The sequence below is a fragment of the Bacillus thermozeamaize genome (assembly GCA_002159075.1).
Classification (GTDB): domain Bacteria; phylum Bacillota; class Bacilli; order ZCTH02-B2; family ZCTH02-B2; genus Bacillus_BB; species Bacillus_BB thermozeamaize.
Genome location: LZRT01000056.1, coordinates 53,259 through 77,911, shown reverse-complemented (window position 1 = coordinate 77,911; position 24,653 = coordinate 53,259). Strand labels below are relative to the sequence as shown.

Sequence of the window (24,653 nt, the reverse complement as noted above, 5' to 3'; positions counted from 1 at the left end):
ATGAGCGAATTCTGACATTCGTGTCTACTTACGTTGTGTTTGACATGGGGAGGGTTAGGGATGAGAAAATATCAAATGTACATTGACGGCCAGTGGTGTGACAGCTCAAGCGGGGAGACAATGGTCAGCATCGATCCGGGCAATGGCGAGCCGCTGGCTGAAGTTCCGCGCGGCACAGCCGAGGACGTTGCGAAAGCGGTCGCCGCCGCACGCAAAGCCTTTGAATCGCCGGCATGGAGCGACATCCCGCCGGTCGAGCGGGGAAGATTCCTCTTTAAGATGGCGGAACGGATTCGCGGCCGCAAAGAGGAATTGGCCCGCCTGGAATCTCTGGACACGGGCAAACCCATCTCCCAAGCCCGCACCGACGTGGAAGTGGCGGCCCGGTACTGTGAATATTACGGCAGTGTGGCCGACAAGCTGCTCGGCGAAACGATCCCCATCCGCCCGGATGTTCTGGACTACACGCTGCGGGAACCGCTGGGCGTCTCGGCGCAGATCATTCCCTGGAACTATCCGATACAGATCGCCATGAGGGGGATCGCCCCGGCGCTGGCCACAGGCAACACGGTGGTGGTAAAGCCGGCGGAAGACACGCCGATGACCGCCCTGGAGGTGGCCAGGATTGCAGAGGAAATCGGGCTTCCCGCAGGCGTGCTGAACGTCGTTACGGGATACGGACCGGAAGCGGGAGCGGCGCTGGCCGGCCATCCCGACATCAATCAGCTGACCTTCACCGGTTCGGTCGCCACCGGCACGCAAGTGATGAAGGCAGCCGCCGAAAACGTGGTACCCGTCACGCTGGAGCTGGGCGGGAAGTCCCCCAACATTGTCTTTGCCGATGCCGATCTGGAAGAGGCGGCCGCCTGGGTGGTCCGCTCCATTACCCAGAACGCCGGCCAGACCTGTTCGGCCGGTTCCCGTCTGCTCGTCCAAAAATCGATTCACGAGCCATTTGTCCGGCGGGTTGTGGAAAAGATGGAGCAGTTGACGCTGGGCCACGGACTGTCCGATCCGGATGTGGGGCCCATTATTTCGAAGAAGCAGCTGGATCGCATCCTCGGCTATATGAAGGTGGTCAAAGAGGAGGGTTCGGTGATCCTCACTGGCGGCGAGGTGGCCACCGAAGGTGAATTGTCCAAAGGATTCTTTTTCAAGCCGACGGTGATTGACAAGGTCAAGCCGCAGGACCGGCTGGCCTGTGAAGAGGTTTTCGGCCCTGTCCTGTCGGTTCTCACTTTCGAGACGGCCGAGGAAGCCATCCATCTGGCCAACAGCACAGAATACGGACTGGTGGCTGCGATTTGGACAACCAACATCCATACCGCCCACTACCTGGCCCAAAAAATCCGGGCCGGGCAGATTTTCATCAACAACTACGGGGCGGGCGGCGGCGTCGAAATGCCGTTCGGCGGTTACCGCAAGAGCGGGTTTGGCCGTGAAAAAGGTCTGGAAGCATTGCGCTACTACACACAGGTCAAAAACGTGGCGCTCCGGTTTAACAGGGGCAGCCAGGCTTAACCCACGCACGCTTCACGCGAGGCGCCACAGGCCATATGGAAACGAAACGGGAGGCGAACCCTGACAGGTTCACCTCCCTTTTTCCTTTGCCATAAACGCAATCAATTTGTCCCGCGTCCGGAAAATATGCTGTTCCAGCACCTCCCGCAGCTCCTTTGGCCGCCTCGCCTTGGCATGTTCCAGCATCAACCGGTGTTCCTGGCGGGCCTCACGGATCTGGTCTGACAACAAGCTTGGCGTAATGGGGGGAATGCCTTTCCATAATGTGTCAATCATCCCGTGGATCCGCCGCCACGGGCAGCCTTCCCGCAAGATGCGGTGGAAGCGGGCATTCAAGCGTACATACTGCTCCACCGCCGCCTCATTGGCCGGCAAGGCTTCCATTTGTTCCACCAGACTTTCCAGTTCCTCGAGATCCGCCTCCTCCAAAAATGGAAGCGACTTTTCAACGGCAATGCCTTCGAGCAGGGCACGCAGGAAATAAATCTCTTCCACGTCCTCAATCGACACCGGAATGACAATGGCTCCCCGGTGCGGCTCGATGCGAACCAGACCCTCCATCTCCAGTTGCCGCAACGCTTCACGAATCGGCATCCGGCTCACGCCCAATTTTTCCGCCCATTCTTCTTGTATCAGCCGATCGCCCTCACGGAATTCGCCCCGCAGAATCGCCTCGCGCAATTTGGATGTCACACGGTATTGCAAAGTGGCCTTTTCTTCCTGGGTCAGCCGGTACCCTTCTTTCATGCTTCAGATCTCCCCTACTGATTCCTGGTGATGTTGCAGATAGATGCTGCCATTGGTGCAACTGGCCATCAACTGGAGATGAAATTGCTCCGTCTCACGCGTGCGAAAACTGTAGGTGTGATTCAGCCATTCTTTGACCTCGCCGAGCACTTCGATGTCTGTCAATTCGTTAAAAATCTTGCCGAATGCCCCGGCAAGCTCCCCCTGGAGGGAAACGTTTTCCGGCAGGCTCACGCGAATGGACCCGTTGGTCGCCTTCAGGAAAACCTGTCCTTCGACAGGCTCGGCAAGCTGGAGATGCAACAATGCGTTGACCGTCCTGCAGGATGTGTCTCCAAACGCTCCGGCCGCTTCAATGGGACTGTTCACGCCGGAAAGGTTGGTTTCCTGGAATCGGCATTCCGTCACTTCCAATTTGCCGTTCGCGGCGGTCGCATCCAAGCGCTGGCCCACTACCTTGTTGATCGCAATATTTCCATTATAGCTGTGCAATACCAGCCGATCCACGTCCAGGTCCTGCAATTGAATGGCGCCGTGATGGGTGACGACAATCAGCTCTTCCAGCCAGGCGCGCGGCACGTAGGCCCGCACCTCGGCACGGAAGCGGCGTTGTTTTTCCAGCTCCAGAAAAATCCGTTCCTCTTTTTTGAAACGCACCTGCTTCCTGAGGAGACGCAAAGCCTCTTCTTCCATCTCTTCTTTTACATAACCCCGGATTTCAATCCGGTATCCCGAGTCATCCCATCCGCGCAATTGAACGGTACCATGCGGAATCGCGATGGCCAGCTGCTTGACATCCATTTCGCCGGAAAAAACCTCTTCCACCGTATGCACATTGCCCCAGTGAAACTCGCCCAGATCAAAATCAAGCCCCCGAACCTTTTCAATGGCCGATTCGAATACCTCGCCAAGGCGCGTGCTGAGCAAGCTCCAACGGGAACTCCATTTTCCCTCTGCTTCTGCATCCCAGCTCTCTCTCCGCTCCTCCTTTTCTTCGTGAGACAGCTGGTGCGGTACAGGAAAAAAGTCATCCCTGGCTGGCCGCTTACCCCGCTTTCGCTCACGGGGGCTGGTTGCCGCCGTGTTGGCAATGAGGGCGAAAGGTTCCAGCGCCTCCAGCAATTTCACCGCTTCATCCGGAGTGATGGTCCGCTGCTGGACCATCTCCAAGATCAGTCGCTGCTCTTCTCCCATCCGTATCTCCTCTCCTTCATCAGCGGACTTGCTCGCCGGATCAGCCGGTGGACATGCCCACCAGCTGTTCCAATCGTTCTTCCGTCCGGCGCCGATCCCGTTCCAGAATTGGCTTCAGATAGCGCCCCGTATAGGAAGTCGGGTGTTCGGCCACCTCTTCCGGGGTTCCGCAGGCCACCAGATTCCCCCCGCGATCGCCACCCTCCGGACCCAGGTCGATCAGGTAGTCGGCCGTCTTGATCACGTCCAGGTTGTGTTCGATCACGAGCACGGTATCGCCATTCTCCACCAGCCGCTGCAGCACATTCAGGAGCCGATCCACATCGGCCACATGCAGGCCGGTCGTCGGTTCATCAAGGATGTACAGCGTCCGGCCGTTGCTGCGCTTGTACAGCTCCGAGGCCAGCTTGACCCGCTGCGCTTCCCCGCCTGAGAGGGTCGTTGCCGGCTGTCCGAGCTTCATGTATCCGAGGCCGACATCATGGAGGGTCTGCAACTTTCGTTGGATCCGCGGGTGGTTCCGGAAAAAGTCCAGCGCCTCTTCCACCGTCATTTCCAACACATCGGCAATCGACTTGCCCTTATAGCGCACCTCCAGCGTTTCCCGGTTATAGCGCTTGCCGCGGCACACTTCACAGGGAATGTACACATCTGGCAGAAAGTGCATCTCGATCTTGATAATCCCGTCCCCCCGGCATGCTTCACAACGGCCTCCCTTGATGTTGAAGCTGAAACGCCCCTTCTTGTAACCGCGTACGCGCGCTTCCTGCGTCTGGGCAAACAGCTCACGGATGTCATCAAACACACCGGTGTAAGTGGCCGGGTTGGAACGGGGCGTACGGCCGATCGGCGACTGATCGATGTCGATGACTTTGTCCAGGTGTCCGACGCCTTCGATCGCCCGGTGCGCTCCCGGCTTCTCCTTTGCCCGATGCAGGATGCGGGCCAGCGCCTTGCGTATGATCTCGTTGACCAGCGTGCTTTTTCCCGATCCGGAGACACCGGTGACACAGATAAACAGGCCAAGCGGCAGGTGAACATCGATTTCCTGCAGGTTGTTTTCGCTCGCCCCCTTCACCACCAGCCACTTCTCACCGGGCTTTCGGCGGCTCAGCGGGACGGGAATAAAGCGGCGGCCACTCAGGTACTGCCCGGTCAGGGAGTCCGGGGATTGCATCACCTCTTCCGGGGTGCCGCAGGCAACCACCTGGCCACCGTGCGCCCCCGCGCCCGGGCCGATGTCCACAATGTAATCGGCCGCCCGGATCGTATCCTCGTCATGTTCCACCACAATCAAGGTGTTCCCCAGGTCACGCATTTCCTTCAGCGTGTTCAGCAGCCGGTCGTTATCCCGCTGATGCAGGCCGATGCTGGGTTCATCCAGCACATAGAGCACGCCGGTCAAGCGCGAGCCGACCTGTGTCGCCAAGCGAATCCGCTGCGCCTCGCCGCCCGAAAGCGTGCCCGCCGAACGGCTCAGCGTCAGGTAATCCAGCCCGACGTTGTCGAGGAATTGCAACCGGGAGCGGATCTCTTTCAGAATCAGGTGCGCAATCTGCCGCTCTTTGTCGCTCAGCTCCAGTTCAGAAAAAAATTCCAGCGCCTCGCGAATGCTTCGCTCGGTCACCCAAGCAATATTCCGCCCGCCAACCTGCACCGCCAACACTTCTGGCTTCAGCCGCTTGCCCTGGCAGGCGGGACACGGACGAATCGACATATAACCTTCAATCTGCTCGCGCACCATCTCCGAAGTGGTCTCCCGGTATCTGCGGCTCAGATTGGGAATCACCCCTTCAAACGGAATCCGCGCCTCGCGCACCTGGCCAAAGTCATTCTCGAAGCGGAAACGGATCAGCTCATCCGGGGCGCCATAGAGGATCTTGTCCAGCTGTTCTTTCGGCAGTTCCTGGACTGGCCGGTGCATATCAATGCCGAAGTGGGCACAGGCGGCAGCCAGGAGCTGGGGGTAATAGTTGGAGGAACTGCCGACCCAGGGCGCAATCGCCCCTTCTGCCAGCGTCATGGATGGATCGGGAATCACCAGATCCACGTCCACCTCCATCTGGCTGCCAATGCCGTCACAGGCCGGACAGGCGCCGTACGGGCTATTAAACGAAAACATCCGCGGCGACAATTCCGGCAGGCTGAAGCCGCAGATCGGACAGGCCAGCTTCTGGCTGAAGAGGATTTCCTCGTGGCCCATCACATCCACCAGCACCCGCCCGTCTCCCGCCTGCAGCGCCGTTTCCAGCGAATCGGCCAGGCGGCTGGCCACGTCCGGCTTCAGGACGATCCGGTCAACCACCACTTCAATGGTGTGTTTCTTGTTTTTCTCCAGCTGAATCGATTCGCTCAGGTCACGGATCTCGCCGTCCACCCGGACACGGACAAACCCCTGCCTGCGCACCTCCTCCAGCAGCCGGACATGTTCCCCTTTGCGGCCCTGCACCAGCGGCGCCAGGATTTGCAGGCGCGTCCGTTCCGGATAGGACAGAAGCCGGTCCACCATCTGCTCCACCGTCTGGGAGGTGATTTCGATGCCGTGCTCAGGACAGTGAGGCCGTCCGATGCGGGCGAAAAGCAAACGCAGGTAGTCATAAATCTCGGTCACCGTGCCGACGGTGGAACGGGGGTTGCGGCTGGTCGTCTTCTGATCGATGGAGATGGCCGGGGACAATCCCTCGATCATGTCCACATCCGGCTTGTCCATCTGCCCGAGAAACTGCCGGGCATAAGCGGACAGGGATTCCACGTAACGGCGCTGCCCTTCGGCATAAATCGTGTCAAAGGCCAGCGAGGACTTGCCTGAACCGCTGAGGCCGGTGAAAACCACAAGCTTTTCACGCGGAATCTCCACGTCCACGTTTTTCAGGTTGTGCACACGTGCCCCTTTGACGACTATTTTGTCCTGTCTCATTCGCGCCTTCCTTTCTTCAACGTTCTGTCCACTCACTCTCCGGCCACTTTATTGCCGCGCTTTGGCTCCCGCTGGCCTTTCAGGGGTTTCAACTCGCCCTTCAGTTCAATAATCAGGTCGCGCAGTTCAGCAGCCCGCTCAAACATCAGGTTGCGCGCCGCCTCTTTCATCTCCGCCTCCAGACGGGCCAAGAGCTGCTCGCGATCTTTCCTGGCCAGCTCCTTGAACCGCCGCTCGTCAAGGTAATCTGCCTTCTGCTCGGCCACCTTGACCGCTTCAATCACGTCCCGGACCGCCTTTTTCACCGTCTGCGGCGTGATCCCGTGTTTTTCGTTGTACGCCATTTGGATCGCCCGGCGGCGGTTGGTCTCATCAATCGCGCGGCGCATCGACTCGGTGATCTGATCGGCGTACATGATCACCTTGCCGTTGGCGTTTCGCGCGGCCCGTCCGATGGTCTGAATGAGCGACCGCTCTGCCCGCAAGAAACCTTCCTTGTCCGCATCCAGGATCGCCACCAGCGATACCTCGGGCAGATCCAATCCTTCCCGCAGCAGGTTGATCCCAACCAGGACGTCAAACTCGCCCAGCCGCAGGTCACGCAGAATCTGCATCCGCTCCAGCGTCTTGATCTCCGAGTGCATGTAGCGGACGCGAATCCCGACCTCTTTCAGATAATCGGTCAAATCCTCCGCCATGCGCTTGGTCAGCGTCGTGATCAGAACCCGCTCATCCCGCTCCACGCGCTTGTTGATCTCGCTGATCAAATCGTCAATCTGCCCGGCGATGGGACGCACCTCCACCTCCGGGTCGACCAAGCCGGTGGGCCGGATGATCTGCTCCACCACATCCGGCGCCTTCTCCAGCTCATACTCTCCCGGCGTGGCCGAGACAAAGATGATCTGGTTGATGTGCCGTTCAAACTCCTCAAACTTCAGGGGCCGGTTGTCGGCCGCCGACGGCAGGCGAAAACCGTGTTCGATCAGCACCTCCTTGCGGGCCCGGTCGCCGTTGTACATCCCCCGCAACTGCGGCAGCGTCACATGCGATTCGTCGATCAAAATAAGAAAATCTTTCGGAAAGTAATCAAGCAAGGTATACGGGGTAGACCCCGGTTCGCGGCCGGTCAGGTGCAGGGAATAGTTTTCAATCCCCGGACAATAACCCATCTCCCGCATCATCTCCATGTCATACCGCGTCCGCTGCTCCAGACGCTGCGCCTCGAGCAGCTTTCCGGCCGCCCGCAGTTCCGCCAGGCGCTCCTCCAGTTCCTTTTCAATGCGCTCCAGCGCCCGGCGCATCACCGGCTCGGAGGTGACGAAGTGTGACGCCGGGAAGATGGCCACGTGTTCCCGCTCGCCGATGATCTCGCCCGTCAACACATCGATCTCGGTAATCCGTTCGATTTCATCGCCAAAAAACTCCACCCGTACCGCCTGCTCACTGCGGGAGGCTGGAAAAATCTCCAGCACATCCCCCCGCACCCGAAAGGTGCCGCGGGTGAAGTCGATGTCGTTCCGTTCGTATTGAATATCCACCAACGCGCGCAACACCTCGTTGCGGCTGCGTTCCATGCCGACGCGCAGGGAGAGGACCAAACTCCGGTACTCCGCCGGATCTCCCAAGCCATAGATACAAGAGACACTGGCCACAATGATCACGTCGCGCCGCTCAAACAGGGCGCTGGTAGCCGAGTGTCTGAGCTTGTCAATCTCGTCGTTGATGCTGGCATCCTTTTCAATGTAAGTGTCGGTTTGCGGAATGTAAGCTTCGGGTTGGTAATAATCGTAATAACTTACAAAGTATTCCACCGCATTGTGTGGAAAAAACTCCTTGAACTCGCTGCAAAGCTGGGCAGCCAGCGTCTTGTTGTGCGCAATCACCAGCGTCGGCTTGTTTACCTGGGCGATGACGTGGGCCATGGTCAGCGTCTTCCCGGTCCCCGTCGCGCCGAGCAAGGTCTGATATTTCTTGCCCTTCCGGATCCCGTCGACCAGTTTGGCAATCGCTTCTGGCTGGTCGCCTTTCGGTTCGTATTCGGATACCAGCTGGAATCGGTCCATCTCCGTTTCACCTCGGGAATTATTATATCATACGCGTTACCGAAACAAGAAAAAGGCTGCCGCGGGAAAACCGGAATCGGGAAGAGAATCAAGCAGGGAATCAGGAAGGGGATCAGGAAGAACGGTTCCGCCTATCCGACGGCACCGGGATGATGCCCAACTGGTGGTGCTCCCCTTCGTAAAGCGCCCGCTGCAAAAAGCGCACTTCGCCGTGCCGGTCCAACACCTCCAGCTTGCAAAAGGCGGGATTGGCCTGCACAGCGTGGTACAGCTGGCTGGCTGAATGCACGGGCTGGCCATTCACCCGGGTCACCACCTCACCGGGCTGGATGCCCAGCGCCTCTGCGGCGCTCTCCGGCAGGACCGCCAGCACCTTCAGCCCTCGCTTATCCGGAACAAAAAGCGGATCGGCGTTCCGTTCGCGCCAATAATGGGCCGCCCAAACCCCTGACTCCCAGAGCAAAAACAGAAATACACCGATGCCCGCGAACCCTGGCAAAACCTGGCCGGCCACTGCCAGAATCAGGGCCAGCAGCCCGCCTGCCAGCCGCCGCTGCACCCACCAAGAGGCCTGTTGCGCTGGAAAAAGAGCCTTGCTGGCCACGCCGGCGCCGATATACAGCGGCAGGGGAATCATTGTCAAGGTGACGTCAGCCCACGCAAAAAAAGGCCACCCGGCGTTTGAAAACGAAAGGCCTCCATCCATCGCCGGGCCCCACACCAGCAAGGGAAGCGGCCACCATCCTTCCATCCGGTAACCGCCAATCGGCAGGCCCCGCCTGCCTTGAAAAATGAGCGGAAAGGCATGACGGCGGACATCACGGCGGAACATCCAGGCCTCCGCCAGCTGCAATAAACCCAGCAGCACCAGCCAGGAGGGCCAGTGCGTTTCCTGGAACGCGTCGATCCACCAAATTTGGGATTCCTTCCACGGCCCCATCGGCAATAGCACGCCCGCCAGCCAAAACAAGGCAAACGCGCCATAGACCGGCTGCAGGCGCCGCCGGACCAAAAACAGGAGAAGCGCTGCACCCCAGAGAAGCGCAAAACCCTGCGCGGAAAACACCACGCCAATGGCCAACAGCACGGCACTGATCAGAAAGCTGATGAGCACTCCTTCAAGCAACTGCCTGGCGGTCCGCACAAACGGCGCATGCAACCGCAGATGGAGCATCTCCCGCTCCTCCCGCACCAGCTGGATATTTCGCCAACCGATGAGCAGGACGGTCACGTAAAAAAAAGGAGTGAGCAGCCATTCCCCTAGTGACTGGAAAAGAAGGAACAACAATTGCGACAATAAGTTCATATCCTCACCTGTCCATACCCACGCGCTTGTCTCACGTGGGTATGTATTCCACAATCATTGGCCGGTTTCCTGCTTCTCGACCCGCTTTTCTAATAATTTCAAAGCCGTCTGCAGCTGAAGATCTCTTTCCTTGTCCTGCATCCGTTCCATCAATGCCTGGTTGAGCCGCACGGCCGTTTCCGCATTGACCACGCCCGTGGGGGGCAGCTTGGACAGCCGCTGAAAAGCCTTGACCGCATTTTCCGTCTGTTGATCAAAATAACCGTCATCGCGGCCTGGCGAATATCCTACCGATTTCAGGACCATCTGCAAATTTTTCACTTCCAGGGTATTCATCTCCCGTTTCAGCGTCGTGGAGGGGTTTAGCGGGACAGCCGTAAAGTAATCCGGTTGCTTCACTTCGTAGTCCGGTTTCACCCCTTTTTCATGCACCCAGTTCCCCTTGGGCGTCAGCCACTTGGCAACGGTCAGTTTCAACTCGCTGCCGTCCTCCAGCGAAAGCGTATTTTGGACGGTTCCCTTGCCGAAGGTCGGGGTACCGACGACTGGAACGCCTCCCGACTCTTGCAATGCGGCGGCCAGGATCTCGGAGGCGCTGGCGCTGCCCTCATCGACGAGAATGACCATTGGCATGTCGACTGCCTGTCTTTTGGATGAATAGGTTAATTCACGGTTTCCCTGCTTGTCCTCAACCTGTACGATCACCGATTTTGCCGGCAACAAGGTGTCCGCAATTTCCACGACGCTTTCCAGCAAACCGCCCGGATTGCCCCGCACGTCAATCACCAGGCCCTTGATCCCCTGCTCCTTCAGTCGCTTCAATTCTTCCTCAAAACGCTGTGCCGTGTTGAGGGAAAACTGTGTGATCTGGATCAGTCCGTACGCGCCGATTTTTTCCGCATAGACGGTTTCAAGCGGGATCTCGTCCCGAATGACGGTAATTTTCAGGGGTTCCTCCAAACCGGGACGGGCAACCAGCAGTTCCGCTTTACTCCCTTTTGGCCCGCGGATTTTGGCGACGGCCTCTGTGAGACTCAACCCTTCCAGTGACTCTCCATTGACCGCCAGGATTTGATCGTTGACGCGAAGACCTGCCTTCTCCGCCGGCGAGCCCTTAATCGGAGCGAGGATGGTCACCCGGTTGTTCTGCATGATCACCTGCGCGCCGATCCCTTCAAAGGAGGATTCCAGAGAATCCTGAAACTGTTCCGCAGAGTGCGGATCCATATATGTGGAATGAGGATCCTCCAAGGATTCCACCATTCCCTGGATCGCCCCATCCAGGAGCGTCTGGTCATCGACGGGCGTCACGTAGTTTTCCTTGATCAGGCGATAAGTCCTGAGCAACTTGTCCAGCTCCGCCTCGTCCAATGAATCGGCCCCCGCCATGGAAGCAAGTCCGGAGCTTTTCCAGAGCCGGCTCAGAAGCCCGCCCTCTCCAGCCAGCACGATTTGGGTCACCAAGCTGCTCGCCAATGCGACGACCAGCAAGAGAACGACCACCGTTCTTCGTCTCACTCACTTCACCATCCTTTGCCATCTGGTACAATCTATGAATCAATGTGCCCAGACATGTTCACCTGCTTGCCAATCCCTATCTCTATCATAAACGATTTCCGAACCATAGGGGCTGGAAAGACAAAAAAGAACATTTTCCAACAAAAAATTCCCGCCCCATTTCCAAAGTGTGGCGGGATACGTTGTCTATGCGGTTCATGATATGGCATGCTTACCGTACGTAATTCCATGGGCTTTGCACGTTGCCGTTGACAATCACTTCAAAGTGCAGGTGCGGGCCTGTGGAGTTGCCGGTGGATCCCACTTCGGCGATGGTCTGTCCGCGTTCCACCCGTTGTCCGACACTGACGTGAATGCCGCCCTGACGGATGTGCCCGTAGAGCGTCCAGACACCTCCTCCGTGATCGATGATCACCGTATTTCCATATCCGCTTGACCAGCCTGCGACCAGGACGACTCCGCTTTCGGCGGCCACAATCGGCGTCCCCTGCGGCGCAGCGATATCGATGCCTTTATGGAATTTTCTCGTCTTACTAATGGGATGATTGCGGTACCCGAAATCGGATGAGACGTATCTAGAACTAGGCACAGGCCAGGAAAAAATGCCGCTGCCCACATAACCGCCCGAGCGGGATGAGCTGCCTTGCCGAGGACGGTTCTGCGAATTGCGCAACTGCTGCTGCAGTTTGCTTCGTTCCGCCGCAAGCGCCAGCAGGCGCTGCCGTTCCTCTTCCTCGATTTCTTCCGTCTCTTCAATGGCAGCCGTGATCTGAGCCACCAGCGCTTTTTTCCGTTGCTGTTCCGCCTCCAGTTGGGCTTTCAGATGGGAAGCTTGTTGTTTCAACTGATTCAGGGACGCCAAATGCTGTTCAATTTCCGATTTCTTCCGGGCGATTGCGTCCCGGTCCGCCTTTTGTTTCTCCAGCAGATCAAAGTCCTGGCTGACGATCAACTGGATCGCCTGGATCCGATCCAGCAAATCGGAAAAGCTCTTGGCGCCGAAAAGCACCTCCAGATAGCTGAGGTGGCCGTTTTCATACATAAAACGGACGCGTGTCTTGAGCAATTCATCCCGCTTCGCCACGCGCTCCTCGGCTTCCGCCAGCTCCTGTTTCGCCTTAGCCAGTCTTTGTGACGTCTGATCAATCTGGCCCTTTAGCCTCGCCAGCTGCTCTTCCGCCTGACCAATCCGGGCATCCAGTTGCTGAATCTGCCGGTTGACGGCCTCCCGATCCTTGGTCAGCCGGTTGATTTTTTCATGAGCCTGCTCGATTTTCTGCTTCGCGGCTTTTTCCTGCTGCGTCAGCCTGTTCAGTTCGCCTTTGAGCTTGTCCACGTTTCCGCTCGCAGCTGCGGGAATGGCAGCAGACAATGCCACGACCGCTGAGAGCACCGCAACTGCGGAACGCTTCTTCCATGAACCCTTAAAACCCGATTTCTGGAAACTCAACGGTTTGTCCCCCTTTTACGAACTTGCCTGAGCCTTGACTGCAGAAACATTTGTCATACGCGCAGAAAACGGCTGACCGAAATCCAGCTTCCGCCACCGCCGATGCATGCGCCGAATAACAGCAAAATCCCTGTCAACTGCAGGGTCAGCGGATAAACAGGCAACAGTTCGATCGAATACATGGCCAGCGTGGCCTGGGACTTGTCCACCATCACACTGTACCCAATCCCCAGAAGCAGCGCGGGGATCAGGGCGCCAAACACCCCCAGCAGGATCCCTTCCACAAGAAATGGGCCACGGACAAACCAGTTGGTAGCCCCGACAAGCTTCATGATCTCAATCTCCTGACGGCGCGAGAAGATGGTGATGCGTATGGTGTTGGAGATGAGAAACACAGCGGTCACAGCCAGCAACGCCACCAAAATCAGCCCCACCCAGCGCACCGCATCCGTAAAGGAGAGAAGCTTGTCCACATACTCCTGGCCATAATTGACGTTGCGAACCGTCTCCAATCGCTTGAGCTGCTCCGCCAGAGGGGCGATTTGCTGCGGTTCGTAGGTACGCACGAGAAACGCATCCGGGAGAGGGTTTTCCTCCTTCAGCCCCTCAAGCAGCTGGCCTCGCTCGCCAAGGCTCTCCGAAAACTGCTCCAATCCTTTTTCCTTGGGGATGAACTGGACCTCCTTGACCGCAGGATCGTTCCGAAGACGCTCTTCCAATTGTTTGGTCTCCTGCTCTCCTGCCGTCAGTTCCATGTACACCTTCATCTCGACCTGGTCTTCCACCGTAGAGGTAAAGTGATTGATGTTGCTGACCAGCAAGTAAAACAACCCGAGGATGAGCATCGACAAGGCCACCGCGTTGACCGACGCAAAGCTCATCCAGCCGTTGCGGACGATGCTCTTCAGTCCGTCCCGCAATGCACGAAGCAGGCGGTTAGCGATCATATCCGTATTCCCCCCGCTGCTCGTCGCGAACGATACGACCGTCTTCCACGGCGATCACACGTTTGCGAATGGTGTTGACAATCTCCTTGTTGTGTGTCGCCATGACCACCGTTGTGCCTTGCCGGTTGATCTCCACAAACAGCTGCATGATATCCCACGATGTATCTGGATCGAGGTTGCCGGTCGGCTCATCCGCGATGATCACCGAAGGCTTGTTGGCCAGCGCGCGGGCCAACGAGACGCGCTGTTGTTCGCCGCCGGATAGTTCGGAAGGATAACGTTCCTTTTTATGTAGCAACTGCACCTGCTCCAACACTTGTTCGACACGTTTTTTGATGCGTGATTTCGGGGTATCGACCACTTCCAGGGCGAAGGAGACATTTTCATATACGGTCAAGCGATGGAGCAGCTTGAAATCCTGGAAGACGACGCCAATTTTCCGGCGGATCTTGGGAATTTCCCGCTCCTTGATGCGGGACAGGTTAAACCCGTCAAAGAAAATTTGGCCTTTTGTCGGTTTTTCCTCGCGATACATCAGTTTGATCAATGTGGACTTCCCGGCGCCGCTCGGGCCGACCAGGTAAACAAACTCGCCATGCTTGATCGAAAGATTGACGCCACGCAAGGCATGAGAACCATTGGGATAGGTTTTCCAGACATCGAACAGATCGATCATGGTGTTCACCTCGTCCCTTAGCCCGGACAGCTCCAGACAATATTAAACCTTCGACACATATCAGCAAAATCCTCTATTACAATTCTGTAACAAGACAAAAAAGCGGTTTTCACGGCAAATTGCCACATTTCGCCGACAAACGTCCCTTCACGCCGGGTATTATATCATGCATCCGGCGCTGCCGAGGATGCAATTTTTGACATCTGCTTCAAAAATCTCCTAATAATCCTCTTCGACATCGTACCGCCCATTTTTGAGGGTACCGCTTCTAGAATTCTTCCATCTGGATTTGATAAAATGGGAATGAAGTTTACTTGAAAGGGAGCCAATGGATTGATGGGGATGGAATCTGCAGACAAACAAGCGAAACAGCAACTGGTTCAACAGTTGCTTCACCTGCTGGAGGACAACAGCCGCTACGACATTCCGACGCTCGCCGGCCTTCTGGCCACCTCGGAAGAAGAGGTAGACGCCTTGATCAAGGAATTGGAAGACAAGAAAGTGATCCTCAAATACACGGCCACCATCGCCTGGGACAAGACCGATCATGTTCCAGTGACGGCCATGATCGATGTCAAGGTGACGCCGAAAAAAGGCGTCGGCTTTGACGAGATCGCGCGGCGCATCTACCGCTATCCGGAAGTGGAGGCGGTATACCTGATGTCGGGAGCCTACGATCTCTCCGTCATTGTAAAGGGCAAGACGATGCACGAAATTGCGGAATTTGTGGCCAAAAAACTCTCTCCCTTGGATTCGGTCATATCCACCACCACCCACTTTATCCTAAAAAAATACAAACATGATGGTGTCATCTTCGATGACGGATCGGATGACCGGCGCATGGTGATCACGCCATGAGCAAGCGACTCGCCCTTTCATCCATCCGGCATCGTCTGTCGCATACGGTCAGTGCGCTCCCTCCTTCCGGCATCCGCCGCTTTTTTGATCTCGTTTCCACGATGGACAACGTCATCTCGCTCGGCGTTGGCGAACCCGATTTTGTCACTCCCTGGAAGGTGCGCGATGCCTGCGTGGAAGCGCTGGAACAGGGATACACCACCTATACGTCCAACAGCGGTCTCCCCGCATTGCGGGAGGCGGTTGCAGAGTACCTGTGGGGACAATACCAGCTGCGGTATGAGCCGGGAGAAGAAATCCTCATTACCGTCGGGGCCAGCGAAGCGATCGATCTGGCGTTGCGCGCCATTCTCAATCCAGGGGATGAGGTGCTGGTTATCGAGCCAGCCTATATTTCCTACGCGCCGTGTGTCACCCTGGCCGGAGGCACCCCGGTCGCAGTGGACACAGATGCCCGCACAGGCTTTAAGCCGACAGCGGAACAGCTCGAGCGGCACATCACTCCGCGCACCAAGGCCATCATCTTTTGTTTTCCCAACAATCCGACAGGAGCCGCCTTGCGCAAGGAGGAGCTTGCCTCGCTGGCAGAGGTGATCCGCCGCCATGATCTGTTGGTTATCTCGGATGAGATTTACGGCGAACTGACTTACGAGGGAAAACACGTCAGCATCGCTTCCCTGCCGGACATGAAAGACCGGACCATCCTGATCTCCGGCATGTCCAAGGCGTTCGCCATGACAGGCTGGCGGATCGGATACGCTTGCGGCCATCCGGAAGTGATTGAGCTGATGCGGAAAATACACCAGTACACCATGCTTTGCGCACCGATCATGTCGCAAATGGCCGCGGTGGAAGCGCTGCGCAACGGCCTCGATGAGATGCGCGAAATGGTTCTCTCCTACAAGCAACGGCGCAACCTGTTCATCAAGGGCTTGAATCAGATTGGCCTTCCCTGCCATCAGCCAGAAGGCGCGTTTTACGCATTTCCGTCCATCAAGGAGACCGGCCTGACATCAGAAGAATTTGCCGAACGCCTCCTGTTTGAGGCCGGCGTGGCAGTGGTCCCGGGCAATGTGTTCGGAAAAAGCGGCCACGGCTACATTCGCTGTTCCTATGCGACGTCCGTGCAACAGATCACGGAGGCCCTGGAACGGATGGCCCGTTTTCTCCAGCGGCTCCGCTGACCTCCGTCGCCAAGCCGCTTGTGCCGAATCCCGCAAGAACCGAAGTCAGGAAAGACTCGTTCTTGCGGATCGGTATACGGATAATTGACGAATAATTCAAAACGTGGTCACCAAAATAAATAGACAAAAATAAATAGATAAATTAAGTAAATCAAGAAAAGGAGAATCGCCATGAACCATTCCGAGTCTGCAAACTACGATTGGAAGAAACTCGTTGACGATTTAAACCAGTATCTCCGGCTGAAAGCCATTCCAATCGGGATGAAACTGTTCGAATCTGTGGAAGAAATGGAAGCGATTCCAAAGATCCGAAGACCCCAGGACATGGTGCTGGCGGATCAGGTGGTTGCCCAGGCGGCCCGTCTCGGCTGGACCGTTGGCGTGACGGCGGAAAACCTGATGGTTCAGTGCAGCGCCATTCTCGGGTTGCATCCGCAGGATGAAACCTGGCTTTCCGGCAAACCCATGGCAGGCGTCTGGTTTGAAACCGAGGAAGACGCCGCCGCGCATCAGCAAGCCCTGGATGTGGTCCCGTTTGGCCGCTACAAGGCGATGGCTGTCGCTCCTTTGTCCTCCGGCCGCCTCAACCCGCCGGACATCTGCCTGATCTACGCTACGCCGGGACAAATGATCCTGTTGATCAACGGCCTGCAATGGGCAGGGTATAAAAAGTTCCACTGGAGCGTGGTGGGAGAAAGCGCCTGTGCCGACTCCTGGGGGCGTGCCCTGGCCACCGGCGAGCCCAGCCTCTCTATTCCCTGTTACGCAGAACGCCGGTACGGCGGAGTTCAGGATGACGAATTGCTCATGGCCATGCCGCCCCATTACCTGCCCAAATGCATCGAAGGCCTGGCGCACCTGTCCAGAAACGGCCTCCGCTACCCCATCCCGCCTTACAGCATCCAGGCCGATCCCACATCCGCCCTGGCGCCCATCTACCCCAGCTGGATGCCGAACCGCACGGCGGAAACAGCGCGGTAATTTGCGAAACGACGCGATCATTTGCATGAAAAAAGCCTCGGGCGTGTTGCCCGAGGCGCTCATCCTTCACCAATCGCCTGCGCCCGTTCCAAAGCTTCCTCTTTTTCCGCCAGCCAGTTTCTGGTTGCGGACAGCTTCTCCTCCGCCTGGCGGAGGGCTTCCTCCACTTGGGGCCGCGCCGTCCCTCCAGCCACATTCCGGGCATTGACCACCCGTTCCGGCTGCAACACCTGATAAATCTCCTCGTCGAACAACGGCGACCATTGGCGATATTCGTCCAGGCTCAGGTCCAGCAGGTATTTGCCGTGCTGGATGCAGTACAGGACCGCCTTGCCCACCACCTCGTGGGCCTGGCGGAACGGCATCCCCCTGTTTACCAGGTAATCGGCCAGATCGGTGGCATTGGAGAAATCCTCCCGTACCGACTGCAGCATCCGCTCCCGGTTGACCTTCATCGTCTCCACCATGGGAGCAAACAGGGCCAACGCGCCGTCCAGGGTGGCCACCGTGTCAAACATTCCTTCTTTGTCTTCCTGCATGTCCTTGTTGTAAGCCAGCGGCAACCCTTTGAGCACCGTCAGGAGGCCGATCAGGTGGCCGTATACCCGCCCGGTCTTGCCGCGTACCAGTTCCGGCACATCGGGGTTCTTTTTTTGCGGCATGATGCTGGAGCCGGTGCAGAAGGCATCGTCCAGCTCCACAAACTGATATTCGCTGCTCGACCAGAGAACCAGTTCCTCACTCAGCCTCGACAGGTGCATCATCAACAGGGAAGCGGCCGCCAGAAACTCAATGATGAAATCCCGGTCACTGACCGCATCCAGGCTATTTTCGTAAATCCCGTCAAAGGCCAGCTGCTCGGCCACCCACTGCCGGTCAATCGGGAAGGTGGTCCCGGCCAGCGCACCCGCCCCCAGGGGCGAACGGTTGATCCGCTTGTAGGCGTCCATCAGCCGTTCCACATCCCGTTGGAACATCCAGAAATAGGCCATCAGGTGGTGCGCCAGCAGGATCGGCTGTGCCCGCTGCAGGTGCGTGTAGCCCGGCAGGATGGTATCCAAATGTTGTCCGGCCTGCTTGTGGAGCGCCTCCTGCAGACGGAGCAGGCGTCCCGTCAGCAGGACCACCTTTTCCCGCAGCCACAGGTGCATGTCCAGCGCCACCTGATCATTCCGGCTGCGGCCGGTGTGCAGCTTTCCGCCCACCGGGCCCACCTCTTCAATCAGCAGCGCCTCGATGTTCATGTGAATATCCTCATGCGCCACGGAAAACGTGACCTCACCCTGGCGAATCCGCTGGCGGATGGCCAGCAGTCCCCGGACAATCGCCGCCACATCTTCCGCAGGCAGAATCCCGCACTTGCCGAGCATTTTCACATGGGCCAAGCTGCCCTGGATATCCTGCTCCGCCAGTTGCTGGTCAAAATGGATGGAAGCGGTGTACTGCTCCACCAGTTCATCGGTCGGTTTTGTAAAACGCCCCCCCCAGAGTTTCATCTCGCCTACACCCCTTTTCGTATCAGCCTGATTCCGCAAAAACGGCCCATGGCAAAGTCAAGCCTGCCATAGGCCGCAAGCCTATCCACAAGCAATCGGCTCACACCAGCGTCCCCTTGGCCGCATCCACCTTCATCGGCGGCAGCTCAACCGTCCGGCCGTTGACCTGCGAATACACTTTGGTCGGCAATCCCCAGAGCGTGATAAACCCGACCGCTGCATCGTGGTCAAAGGCATCATCCGCCGTATAGGTGGCCAGCCGTTCATTGTACAGCGACAACTCGGAACGACGTCCGACCACAATCGCATGACCCTTGAACAGCTTGACGCGGATCGTGCCGCTGACCGACTGCTGCGTTTCCTCAATAAACGCCTGGACCGCCTTCATCAACGGCGAAAACCAGAGGCCCTCGTAGATCAGGTTGGCCATCTTCTGTTCCAGGAGCGGCTTGAAATGGGCCACCTCACGCGGCTGGGTCAAGTACTCCAACTCCCGATGGGCGGTGATCAGCACGGTGGCAGCCGGCGTCTCGTACACTTCCCGCGACTTGATTCCGACCAGCCGGTTTTCAATATGGTCAATCCGGCCTACGCCATGCCTTCCCGCAATCCGGTTCAAGGTCATGATCAACTGGTGCAAGGGCATGGCCTCGCCGTTGAGCGCCACCGGCGTCCCTTTTTCGAAAGTAATCGTCACCTCTTCCGGCTCATCGGGTGCTTCCGCCAGGGAAGCGGTCATCGCGTACGCCTCTTCCGGCGGCTCCACCCACGGATCCTCAAGCACGCCCGCTTCACAACTGCGGCCCCACATATTCTGGTCGATGCTGAAGGGATTTTCCTTGCCGACCGGCACCGGAATGCCGTGTTTGGCCGCGTATTCCAGTTCCTCCTCCCGGCTCATTTTCCATTCGCGCACCGGCGCCACGATCTTCAGCTCCGGATTGAGCGCATTGACCGACACCTCGAAACGCACCTGATCATTCCCCTTGCCGGTGCACCCGTGCGCGACCGCCACGGCCCCCTCCTGCTCGGCCACCTGCACGAGAAGTTGCGCAATCAGGGGCCGGGAAAGGGCGGAAACCAGGGGATACTTCCCTTCGTACAGCGCATTGGCTTTGAGCGCGGGAAGGAGAAACTCCTTGGCAAACAGTTCCTTGGCGTCCACCACATAAGACTTGATGGCGCCCACTTTCAACGCCTTTTCCTTGACAAACTCCAGATCCTTCTCCTCACCGACATCCACCGACAGGGCAATCACATCGTAGTTATACTTTTCCTGCAGCCACTTGATGGCAACCGAAGTATCCAGCCCGCCCGAATAGGCCAGGACAATCTTTTCCCTCGTCATCTTCATCCTCCCAGCTTTTGATCAGTTCTGCTCAGCTCATCAGCGCGACCAAAATCGCCTTTTGCGCATGCAGGCGGTTTTCCGCCTGATCGAAGATCACCGACTGCGGTCCGTCGGCCACTTCATCCGTCACCTCTTCGCCGCGATGTGCCGGCAAGCAGTGCATGAACAGGGCGTCCGGCTTGGCCCGTTTCATCAGTTTTTCGTCCACCTGATACCCGCGGAAGTCCCTGAGCCGTTGCTGTGTTTCCTGCTCCTGTCCCATGCTGGTCCAGACATCCGTATATACCACATCGGCCCCGTCCACCGCTTCCTCCGGCACATGGGTGGCCGTCACTTCGCTGCCGGCATCGCTGGCCAGCTGTTTCGCATACGTCAACACATCCTGACGGGGCTCATACCCAGGCGGGGTGGCAACAGCCACGTGCATGCCCATGAGCGCGCCTCCCTGCATCAGCGAATGGGCCATGTTGTTCCCGTCGCCGACGTAGGCCAGTTTTAGCCCCTTGAGATGCCCCTTCTTTTCCTGGATGGTCAGCAGGTCGGCCATGACCTGGCACGGATGGTAGTCGTCAGTCAGGCCGTTAATCACGGGAATGGTGGCGAAGCGGGCCAGTTCCACCGCCTTTTCATGGGCAAAGGTGCGAATCATGATCCCGTCCAGATAACGCGAAAGAACGCGCGCCGTGTCAGCAATCGTCTCCCCCCGTCCCAATTGCAGATCCTGGGTGCTCAAAAAGAGCGCCTGTCCTCCCAGCTGGTACATCCCCACCTCAAAGGAGACGCGGGTACGCGTCGATGACTTTTCAAAGATCATCCCCAGCGTTTTCCCGTTCAGGATTGGGGTCGGCTTGCCTTCTTTTTGGCGCCGTTTCAGTTGCACGGCCAAATCCAGCAGCATCTGAATCTCTTCCGCCGTATAATCGACCAAGGTCAGAAAATCTCTTCCCCGAAAGCGACGATACGCGCTGGAGGGCACAAACGCTTCACTCATGATGACCCTCTCCTCACCTGTTTTCTCCACTCGACTATACCCACTCATCCTATTCTACCATTGCCTGCCCGTCACGACTCACAAATTGGCAATTGAGCAGTTCTTTTGCCGATATTCCCCGGGAAATGTCGTCAGTCCGCCTGCAAAACCTCCGCCAACACGCTGACCGCTTCCTGAATCTGCTCCTCTTCCACAACCAGCGGCGGAAGCAGACGGATCACCTGGGGTCCGGCCGAAAGCACCAGCAAGCCTTTCTCCTGCGCCGCACGGATGAATGGTTCGGCAGGCTCTGTCAGCTGGATGCCCACCAGGAGCCCCTTGCCGCGGATGGCACTGACGCGGCTGCAGTTGGCCAGCCCCTCTTCCAGCCGTCGCAAGAGCAACTCTCCCAGCCGTCGCGCCCGCGCCGGGATATTCTCCTCTTCCATCACCTGAATCGTGGCCAGGGCGGCTGACATGGCCAGCGGCGTGCCGCCGAAGGTGCTGCCATGGCTTCCCGGCGAAAAGGCCGGGACCGTATGGGCCTTGCCCAGCACCGCGCCTACCGGCACGCCGCTGCCTAGGCCCTTGGCCAACGTGATCACATCCGGCTCAATCCCGTACGCTTGAAAGCCAAACCAGCTCCCGAGCCGTCCCATGCCGGTCTGGATTTCGTCGACGATGAGCAGCAGATCGTGTTCATCGCACAGCCTGCGGACCCCGCGCAACCACTCGGCGTCGGCGGGATGGACACCGCCTTCGGCCTGGACGACCTCCAGCATCACGGCACAGGTGGCAGGCGTAATGGCCTCCTCCAGGGCCGCCAAATCATTGTAGGGTACCTGCTTGAATCCTTGCGGCAACGGCTGGAATCCGTGTTTCACTTTATCCTGTCCCGTGGCTGTCAGGGTGGCCAGCGTCCGGCCGTGAAAAGACTGGTGGAAGGTGATCACTTCACCCGCCTCCCGCCCCTGCACCACCTGGGCGTAACGGCGGGCCAGCTTGATCGCCCCTTCATTGGCCTCCGCCCCGCTGTTGCAGAAAAATACGGCATCCATCCCGCTGAGCCGGTTTAGGTGGGCAGCCACCTCTTCCTGCAACGGCTGCTCAAAAAGGTTGGAGGTGTGCCACAGCTTCCCCAGCTGCTCCTGCACGCGGGCCTTCACCTTGGGATGGACATGGCCCAGGTTGCAGACGGCGATTCCGGATGTAAAGTCCAGATAACGGCGCCCGCCTGCGTCCCAGAGCCAGACCCCTTCCCCACGGACAAACGAAAGCGGAAAACGGGAATAGGTAGGAAACAGCGCCGACATCAGCTCACCCCCGCCGCCGCGCAAAAGGCGGTACCCACTTCTTCTCCCCGGAGAAAGCGGGTCATCGCCTGTTCCGATGCTCCGGGCAGGATGGCCACTTCATGAACCCCCTGCGCCAACACTTCCAAAGCGGCCCGCACTTTGGGGATCATTCCGCCCCGGATTTGCCCTTCCGCAATCAATCTTTCCACCTCTGCCGGGGATAACTGGCGCAGCCAGCGCCGCTGGCCATCTTCTTCCACGTATACCCCTTCCACATCGGTCAGCAGGAGCAGCTTGGCCGCACCCAGTGCCGCAGCCACCGCTCCGGCGGCCGTGTCCGCGTTGATATTCAGATGCTGGCCTGTCGCACTGACGCCGAGGGAGGCAATGACTGGGATATAACCCTGGCCGACCAGCAGGTGAAGCAGCTCAACGCGCACCTTGCTCACCTGGCCGACAAACCCCAGCCGTTCGTCCGCGATCTCTGCCGCAATCAGTCCCCCATCGACACCGCTGATCCCGACCGCCTTGCCGCCGGATTGCAAGATCCGGCTCACCAGCGCCTTGTTGGTCAGCCCCGCAAGGGCCATTTCCACCACTTCCAGCGTCGCTGCATCTGTCACGCGCAGGCCATCTTCAAACCGGCTTTCCACATTCAAGCGCTTCAGCAGCTGGTTGATCACAGGCCCGCCGCCATGCACCACCACCGGCTGATAGCCGAGCTCAGGCAGCCGGACCAGTTCCTCGTAAAAACTGGCGGGAAGCTGTTCCAGCGTGCTGCCGCCGCATTTGATCACAAGATAGCCGCCCTGCGCTCCCCTTTCACTCGTTCCTGCCATCAGGCTCCCCTCCTCCTCAGGCGCCGCAGCTCATGTCCGGTAACTGCCGTTGATCCGCACATACTCTTCAGACAAGTCGCAGCCCCAGGCGATCGCCGATGCCTCACCCATCCCCAGATGCACGCGAATGCGGACCACCTCAGGGGCCAGTTGTGCCGTAGCCGCCTCTTCTTCATAATCCGTGGGCAGGCCTTCCCGCACCACCTGCACCTCGCCCAGCCAGACAGCCACCCGCTGCGGCATGATCGGGTATCCGCAGTTGCCAATCGCCATCACAATCCTGCCCCAGTTGGCATCGCCGCCGAAAACCGCCGTCTTGACCAGGTTGGACTGTACCACCGACCTGGCCACCCGGCGCGCCATCTGGCGATCGGTCGCTCCGTCGACTTGCACCTCAATGAGGCGCGTGGCCCCTTCGCCATCCCGGGCAATTTGTTTCGCCAACTCCTTGCAGAGTTCGGTCAGGGATTGGACAAACGCCGCCCATTCCGGATGTTCTGGAGAAAGCGGCGCGTTGCCTGCCAGCCCGCTGGCCATCACCAGGACCATGTCGTTGGTGCTGGTATCCCCGTCCACACTGATCATGTTAAAACTCTCATCCACCGCCTCCTGCAGGGCCTGTTCCAATGCCTGCCGGTCCACCGCCGCGTCGGTGGTTAAAAAAGCGAGCATCGTCGCCATGTTGGGATGGATCATCCCCGCCCCCTTGGCGGCCCCGGCCAGGGTAACCTGCCGCCCTTCCACCTCGAAGCTGACCTGGGCTGTTTTCAATCGCGTATCCGTCGTACAGATCGCGGCCGCAAAATCCTTCCCGCCCTGCTCCTTCGCAAGCGGTACATCCTGAATCCCTTTGACCAGCTTGGCAACGGGAAGAAACTCTCCGATCACCCCGGTGGAGGCAACCGCCACCCGATGCTCAGGCACCCCAAGCCGCCGGGCCGCCTCCTGGCGAATCCGCCGCGCATCGGCCAGGCCACGCTCGCCGGTACAGGCGTTGGCATTGCCGCTGTTGACCACGACCGCCTGCAATAACCCCTCATGAACCAAACTTTCCTGTGTTACCAGCAAGGGGGCTGCACGGAATTGGTTCTTTGTATACACCGCCGCGCTGACAGCCGGCACTTCGCAAACCAAAAACCCGAGATCCAGTCCCTCCGGCTTAAGCCCGCAAGCCACGCCACCCGCCTGAAACCCCAGCGGGGCCGTCACGTCACCGGGCACCTTCACGCGGGACGAGCCTCCTCCCACCTGTTCCGCTTCCTTCATCGCACTTCCTCCTCGCAACAAGAGTCCCTTTCGCTGCCCATCTGCAACGTTTGTGTATGCTGCCGTCATCTCCG

General features: G+C 58.3%; 19 protein-coding genes. 4 read left to right on the top strand and 15 right to left on the bottom strand.

Annotated elements, in window-relative coordinates; translation table 11 throughout:
• Positions 1-60 precede the first annotated feature (60 nt).
• Positions 61-1,521, top strand: a complete 1,461-nt coding sequence (locus BAA01_14370) for an aldehyde dehydrogenase (protein ID OUM88810.1) — start codon at positions 61-63, stop codon at positions 1,519-1,521.
• 69 nt (positions 1,522-1,590) lie between these two features.
• Here BAA01_14370 and BAA01_14365 read toward each other — a convergent pair whose 3' ends face one another.
• The 9 genes from BAA01_14365 to BAA01_14325 form a co-directional block, all read right to left on the bottom strand.
• A complete protein-coding gene (locus tag BAA01_14365) occupies positions 1,591-2,268 on the bottom strand; it encodes a hypothetical protein (protein OUM88809.1) in 678 nt (225 codons plus the stop codon).
• A 3-nt stretch (positions 2,269-2,271) separates the two neighbouring features.
• Positions 2,272-3,462, bottom strand: a complete 1,191-nt coding sequence (locus BAA01_14360; protein ID OUM88808.1) for a hypothetical protein — start codon at positions 3,460-3,462, stop codon at positions 2,272-2,274.
• Between the two features lie 40 nt (positions 3,463-3,502).
• Positions 3,503-6,379, bottom strand: a complete 2,877-nt coding sequence (locus BAA01_14355) for an excinuclease ABC subunit A (GenBank protein ID OUM88807.1) — start codon at positions 6,377-6,379, stop codon at positions 3,503-3,505.
• 32 nt (positions 6,380-6,411) lie between these two features.
• Positions 6,412-8,442 carry an excinuclease ABC subunit B gene (locus BAA01_14350; protein ID OUM88806.1) on the bottom strand — a complete coding sequence of 677 codons (2,031 nt, stop codon included), beginning with the start codon at positions 8,440-8,442 and terminating at the stop codon, positions 6,412-6,414.
• Positions 8,443-8,554: 112 nt separating this feature from the next.
• Positions 8,555-9,748: a hypothetical protein gene (locus BAA01_14345; protein OUM88805.1), complete on the bottom strand. Its 1,194-nt coding sequence runs from the start codon at positions 9,746-9,748 to the stop codon at positions 8,555-8,557.
• Between the two features lie 54 nt (positions 9,749-9,802).
• Positions 9,803-11,266 (bottom strand): peptidase S41, encoded by a 1,464-nt coding sequence (locus BAA01_14340; GenBank protein OUM88804.1) that lies wholly within the window; start codon positions 11,264-11,266, stop codon positions 9,803-9,805.
• Between the two features lie 211 nt (positions 11,267-11,477).
• Positions 11,478-12,716 (bottom strand): hypothetical protein, encoded by a 1,239-nt coding sequence (locus tag BAA01_14335; GenBank protein OUM88803.1) that lies wholly within the window; start codon positions 12,714-12,716, stop codon positions 11,478-11,480.
• A 53-nt stretch (positions 12,717-12,769) separates the two neighbouring features.
• Positions 12,770-13,663 carry a cell division protein FtsX gene (locus BAA01_14330; GenBank protein ID OUM88802.1) on the bottom strand — a complete coding sequence of 298 codons (894 nt, stop codon included), beginning with the start codon at positions 13,661-13,663 and terminating at the stop codon, positions 12,770-12,772.
• Positions 13,653-14,339: a cell division ATP-binding protein FtsE gene (locus BAA01_14325; GenBank protein ID OUM88801.1), complete on the bottom strand. Its 687-nt coding sequence runs from the start codon at positions 14,337-14,339 to the stop codon at positions 13,653-13,655. Before BAA01_14325 ends, BAA01_14330 begins: the two co-directional genes overlap by 11 nt.
• Before the next feature lie 342 nt (positions 14,340-14,681).
• Here BAA01_14325 and BAA01_14320 point away from each other — a divergent pair, with 342 nt between their 5' ends.
• The 3 genes from BAA01_14320 to BAA01_14310 all read left to right on the top strand — a co-directional run bounded on the left by BAA01_14320 (position 14,682) and on the right by BAA01_14310 (position 17,362).
• Positions 14,682-15,197, top strand: coding sequence for an AsnC family transcriptional regulator (locus tag BAA01_14320; GenBank protein ID OUM88842.1), 516 nt, complete (start codon positions 14,682-14,684; stop codon positions 15,195-15,197).
• Positions 15,194-16,381: an aromatic amino acid aminotransferase gene (locus BAA01_14315; protein OUM88800.1), complete on the top strand. Its 1,188-nt coding sequence runs from the start codon at positions 15,194-15,196 to the stop codon at positions 16,379-16,381. Before BAA01_14320 ends, BAA01_14315 begins: the two co-directional genes overlap by 4 nt.
• A 171-nt stretch (positions 16,382-16,552) precedes the next feature.
• Positions 16,553-17,362, top strand: a complete 810-nt coding sequence (locus tag BAA01_14310) for a hypothetical protein (GenBank protein ID OUM88799.1) — start codon at positions 16,553-16,555, stop codon at positions 17,360-17,362.
• Between the two features lie 59 nt (positions 17,363-17,421).
• Here the strand turns inward: BAA01_14310 and BAA01_14305 are convergent, their stop codons facing one another.
• From BAA01_14305 to BAA01_14280, 6 genes are all read right to left on the bottom strand, one after another.
• Positions 17,422-18,858, bottom strand: a complete 1,437-nt coding sequence (locus BAA01_14305; protein OUM88798.1) for an argininosuccinate lyase — start codon at positions 18,856-18,858, stop codon at positions 17,422-17,424.
• Positions 18,859-18,958: 100 nt separating this feature from the next.
• On the bottom strand, positions 18,959-20,206 hold the full coding sequence (locus BAA01_14300) for an argininosuccinate synthase (GenBank protein OUM88797.1): 1,248 nt from the start codon (positions 20,204-20,206) through the stop codon (positions 18,959-18,961).
• A 31-nt stretch (positions 20,207-20,237) separates the two neighbouring features.
• On the bottom strand, positions 20,238-21,200 hold the full coding sequence (locus BAA01_14295; GenBank protein OUM88796.1) for an ornithine carbamoyltransferase: 963 nt from the start codon (positions 21,198-21,200) through the stop codon (positions 20,238-20,240).
• 131 nt (positions 21,201-21,331) lie between these two features.
• Positions 21,332-22,492 carry an acetylornithine aminotransferase gene (locus BAA01_14290; protein ID OUM88841.1) on the bottom strand — a complete coding sequence of 387 codons (1,161 nt, stop codon included), beginning with the start codon at positions 22,490-22,492 and terminating at the stop codon, positions 21,332-21,334.
• On the bottom strand, positions 22,492-23,313 hold the full coding sequence (locus tag BAA01_14285; protein ID OUM88795.1) for an acetylglutamate kinase: 822 nt from the start codon (positions 23,311-23,313) through the stop codon (positions 22,492-22,494). Before BAA01_14285 ends, BAA01_14290 begins: the two co-directional genes overlap by 1 nt.
• Before the next feature lie 30 nt (positions 23,314-23,343).
• Positions 23,344-24,579: a bifunctional ornithine acetyltransferase/N-acetylglutamate synthase gene (locus BAA01_14280; protein OUM88794.1), complete on the bottom strand. Its 1,236-nt coding sequence runs from the start codon at positions 24,577-24,579 to the stop codon at positions 23,344-23,346.
• Positions 24,580-24,653: the final 74 nt, after the last annotated feature.

Bases quoted from the DNA above. Each gene is read 5' to 3' on its own strand.
- BAA01_14370 (OUM88810.1), top strand. From the start codon at position 61: ATGAGAAAATATCAAATGTACATTGACGGCCAGTGGTGTGACAGCTCA.
- BAA01_14365 (OUM88809.1), bottom strand. From the start codon at position 2,268: ATGAAAGAAGGGTACCGGCTGACCCAGGAAGAAAAGGCCACTTTGCAA.
- BAA01_14360 (OUM88808.1), bottom strand. From the start codon at position 3,462: ATGGGAGAAGAGCAGCGACTGATCTTGGAGATGGTCCAGCAGCGGACC.
- BAA01_14355 (OUM88807.1), bottom strand. From the start codon at position 6,379: ATGAGACAGGACAAAATAGTCGTCAAAGGGGCACGTGTGCACAACCTG.
- BAA01_14350 (OUM88806.1), bottom strand. From the start codon at position 8,442: ATGGACCGATTCCAGCTGGTATCCGAATACGAACCGAAAGGCGACCAG.
- BAA01_14345 (OUM88805.1), bottom strand. From the start codon at position 9,748: ATGAACTTATTGTCGCAATTGTTGTTCCTTCTTTTCCAGTCACTAGGG.
- BAA01_14330 (OUM88802.1), bottom strand. From the start codon at position 13,663: ATGATCGCTAACCGCCTGCTTCGTGCATTGCGGGACGGACTGAAGAGC.
- BAA01_14325 (OUM88801.1), bottom strand. From the start codon at position 14,339: ATGATCGATCTGTTCGATGTCTGGAAAACCTATCCCAATGGTTCTCAT.
- BAA01_14320 (OUM88842.1), top strand. From the start codon at position 14,682: ATGGAATCTGCAGACAAACAAGCGAAACAGCAACTGGTTCAACAGTTG.
- BAA01_14315 (OUM88800.1), top strand. From the start codon at position 15,194: ATGAGCAAGCGACTCGCCCTTTCATCCATCCGGCATCGTCTGTCGCAT.
- BAA01_14310 (OUM88799.1), top strand. From the start codon at position 16,553: ATGAACCATTCCGAGTCTGCAAACTACGATTGGAAGAAACTCGTTGAC.
- BAA01_14305 (OUM88798.1), bottom strand. From the start codon at position 18,858: ATGAAACTCTGGGGGGGGCGTTTTACAAAACCGACCGATGAACTGGTG.
- BAA01_14300 (OUM88797.1), bottom strand. From the start codon at position 20,206: ATGACGAGGGAAAAGATTGTCCTGGCCTATTCGGGCGGGCTGGATACT.
- BAA01_14295 (OUM88796.1), bottom strand. From the start codon at position 21,200: ATGAGTGAAGCGTTTGTGCCCTCCAGCGCGTATCGTCGCTTTCGGGGA.
- BAA01_14290 (OUM88841.1), bottom strand. From the start codon at position 22,492: ATGTCGGCGCTGTTTCCTACCTATTCCCGTTTTCCGCTTTCGTTTGTC.
- BAA01_14285 (OUM88795.1), bottom strand. From the start codon at position 23,313: ATGGCAGGAACGAGTGAAAGGGGAGCGCAGGGCGGCTATCTTGTGATC.
- BAA01_14280 (OUM88794.1), bottom strand. From the start codon at position 24,579: ATGAAGGAAGCGGAACAGGTGGGAGGAGGCTCGTCCCGCGTGAAGGTG.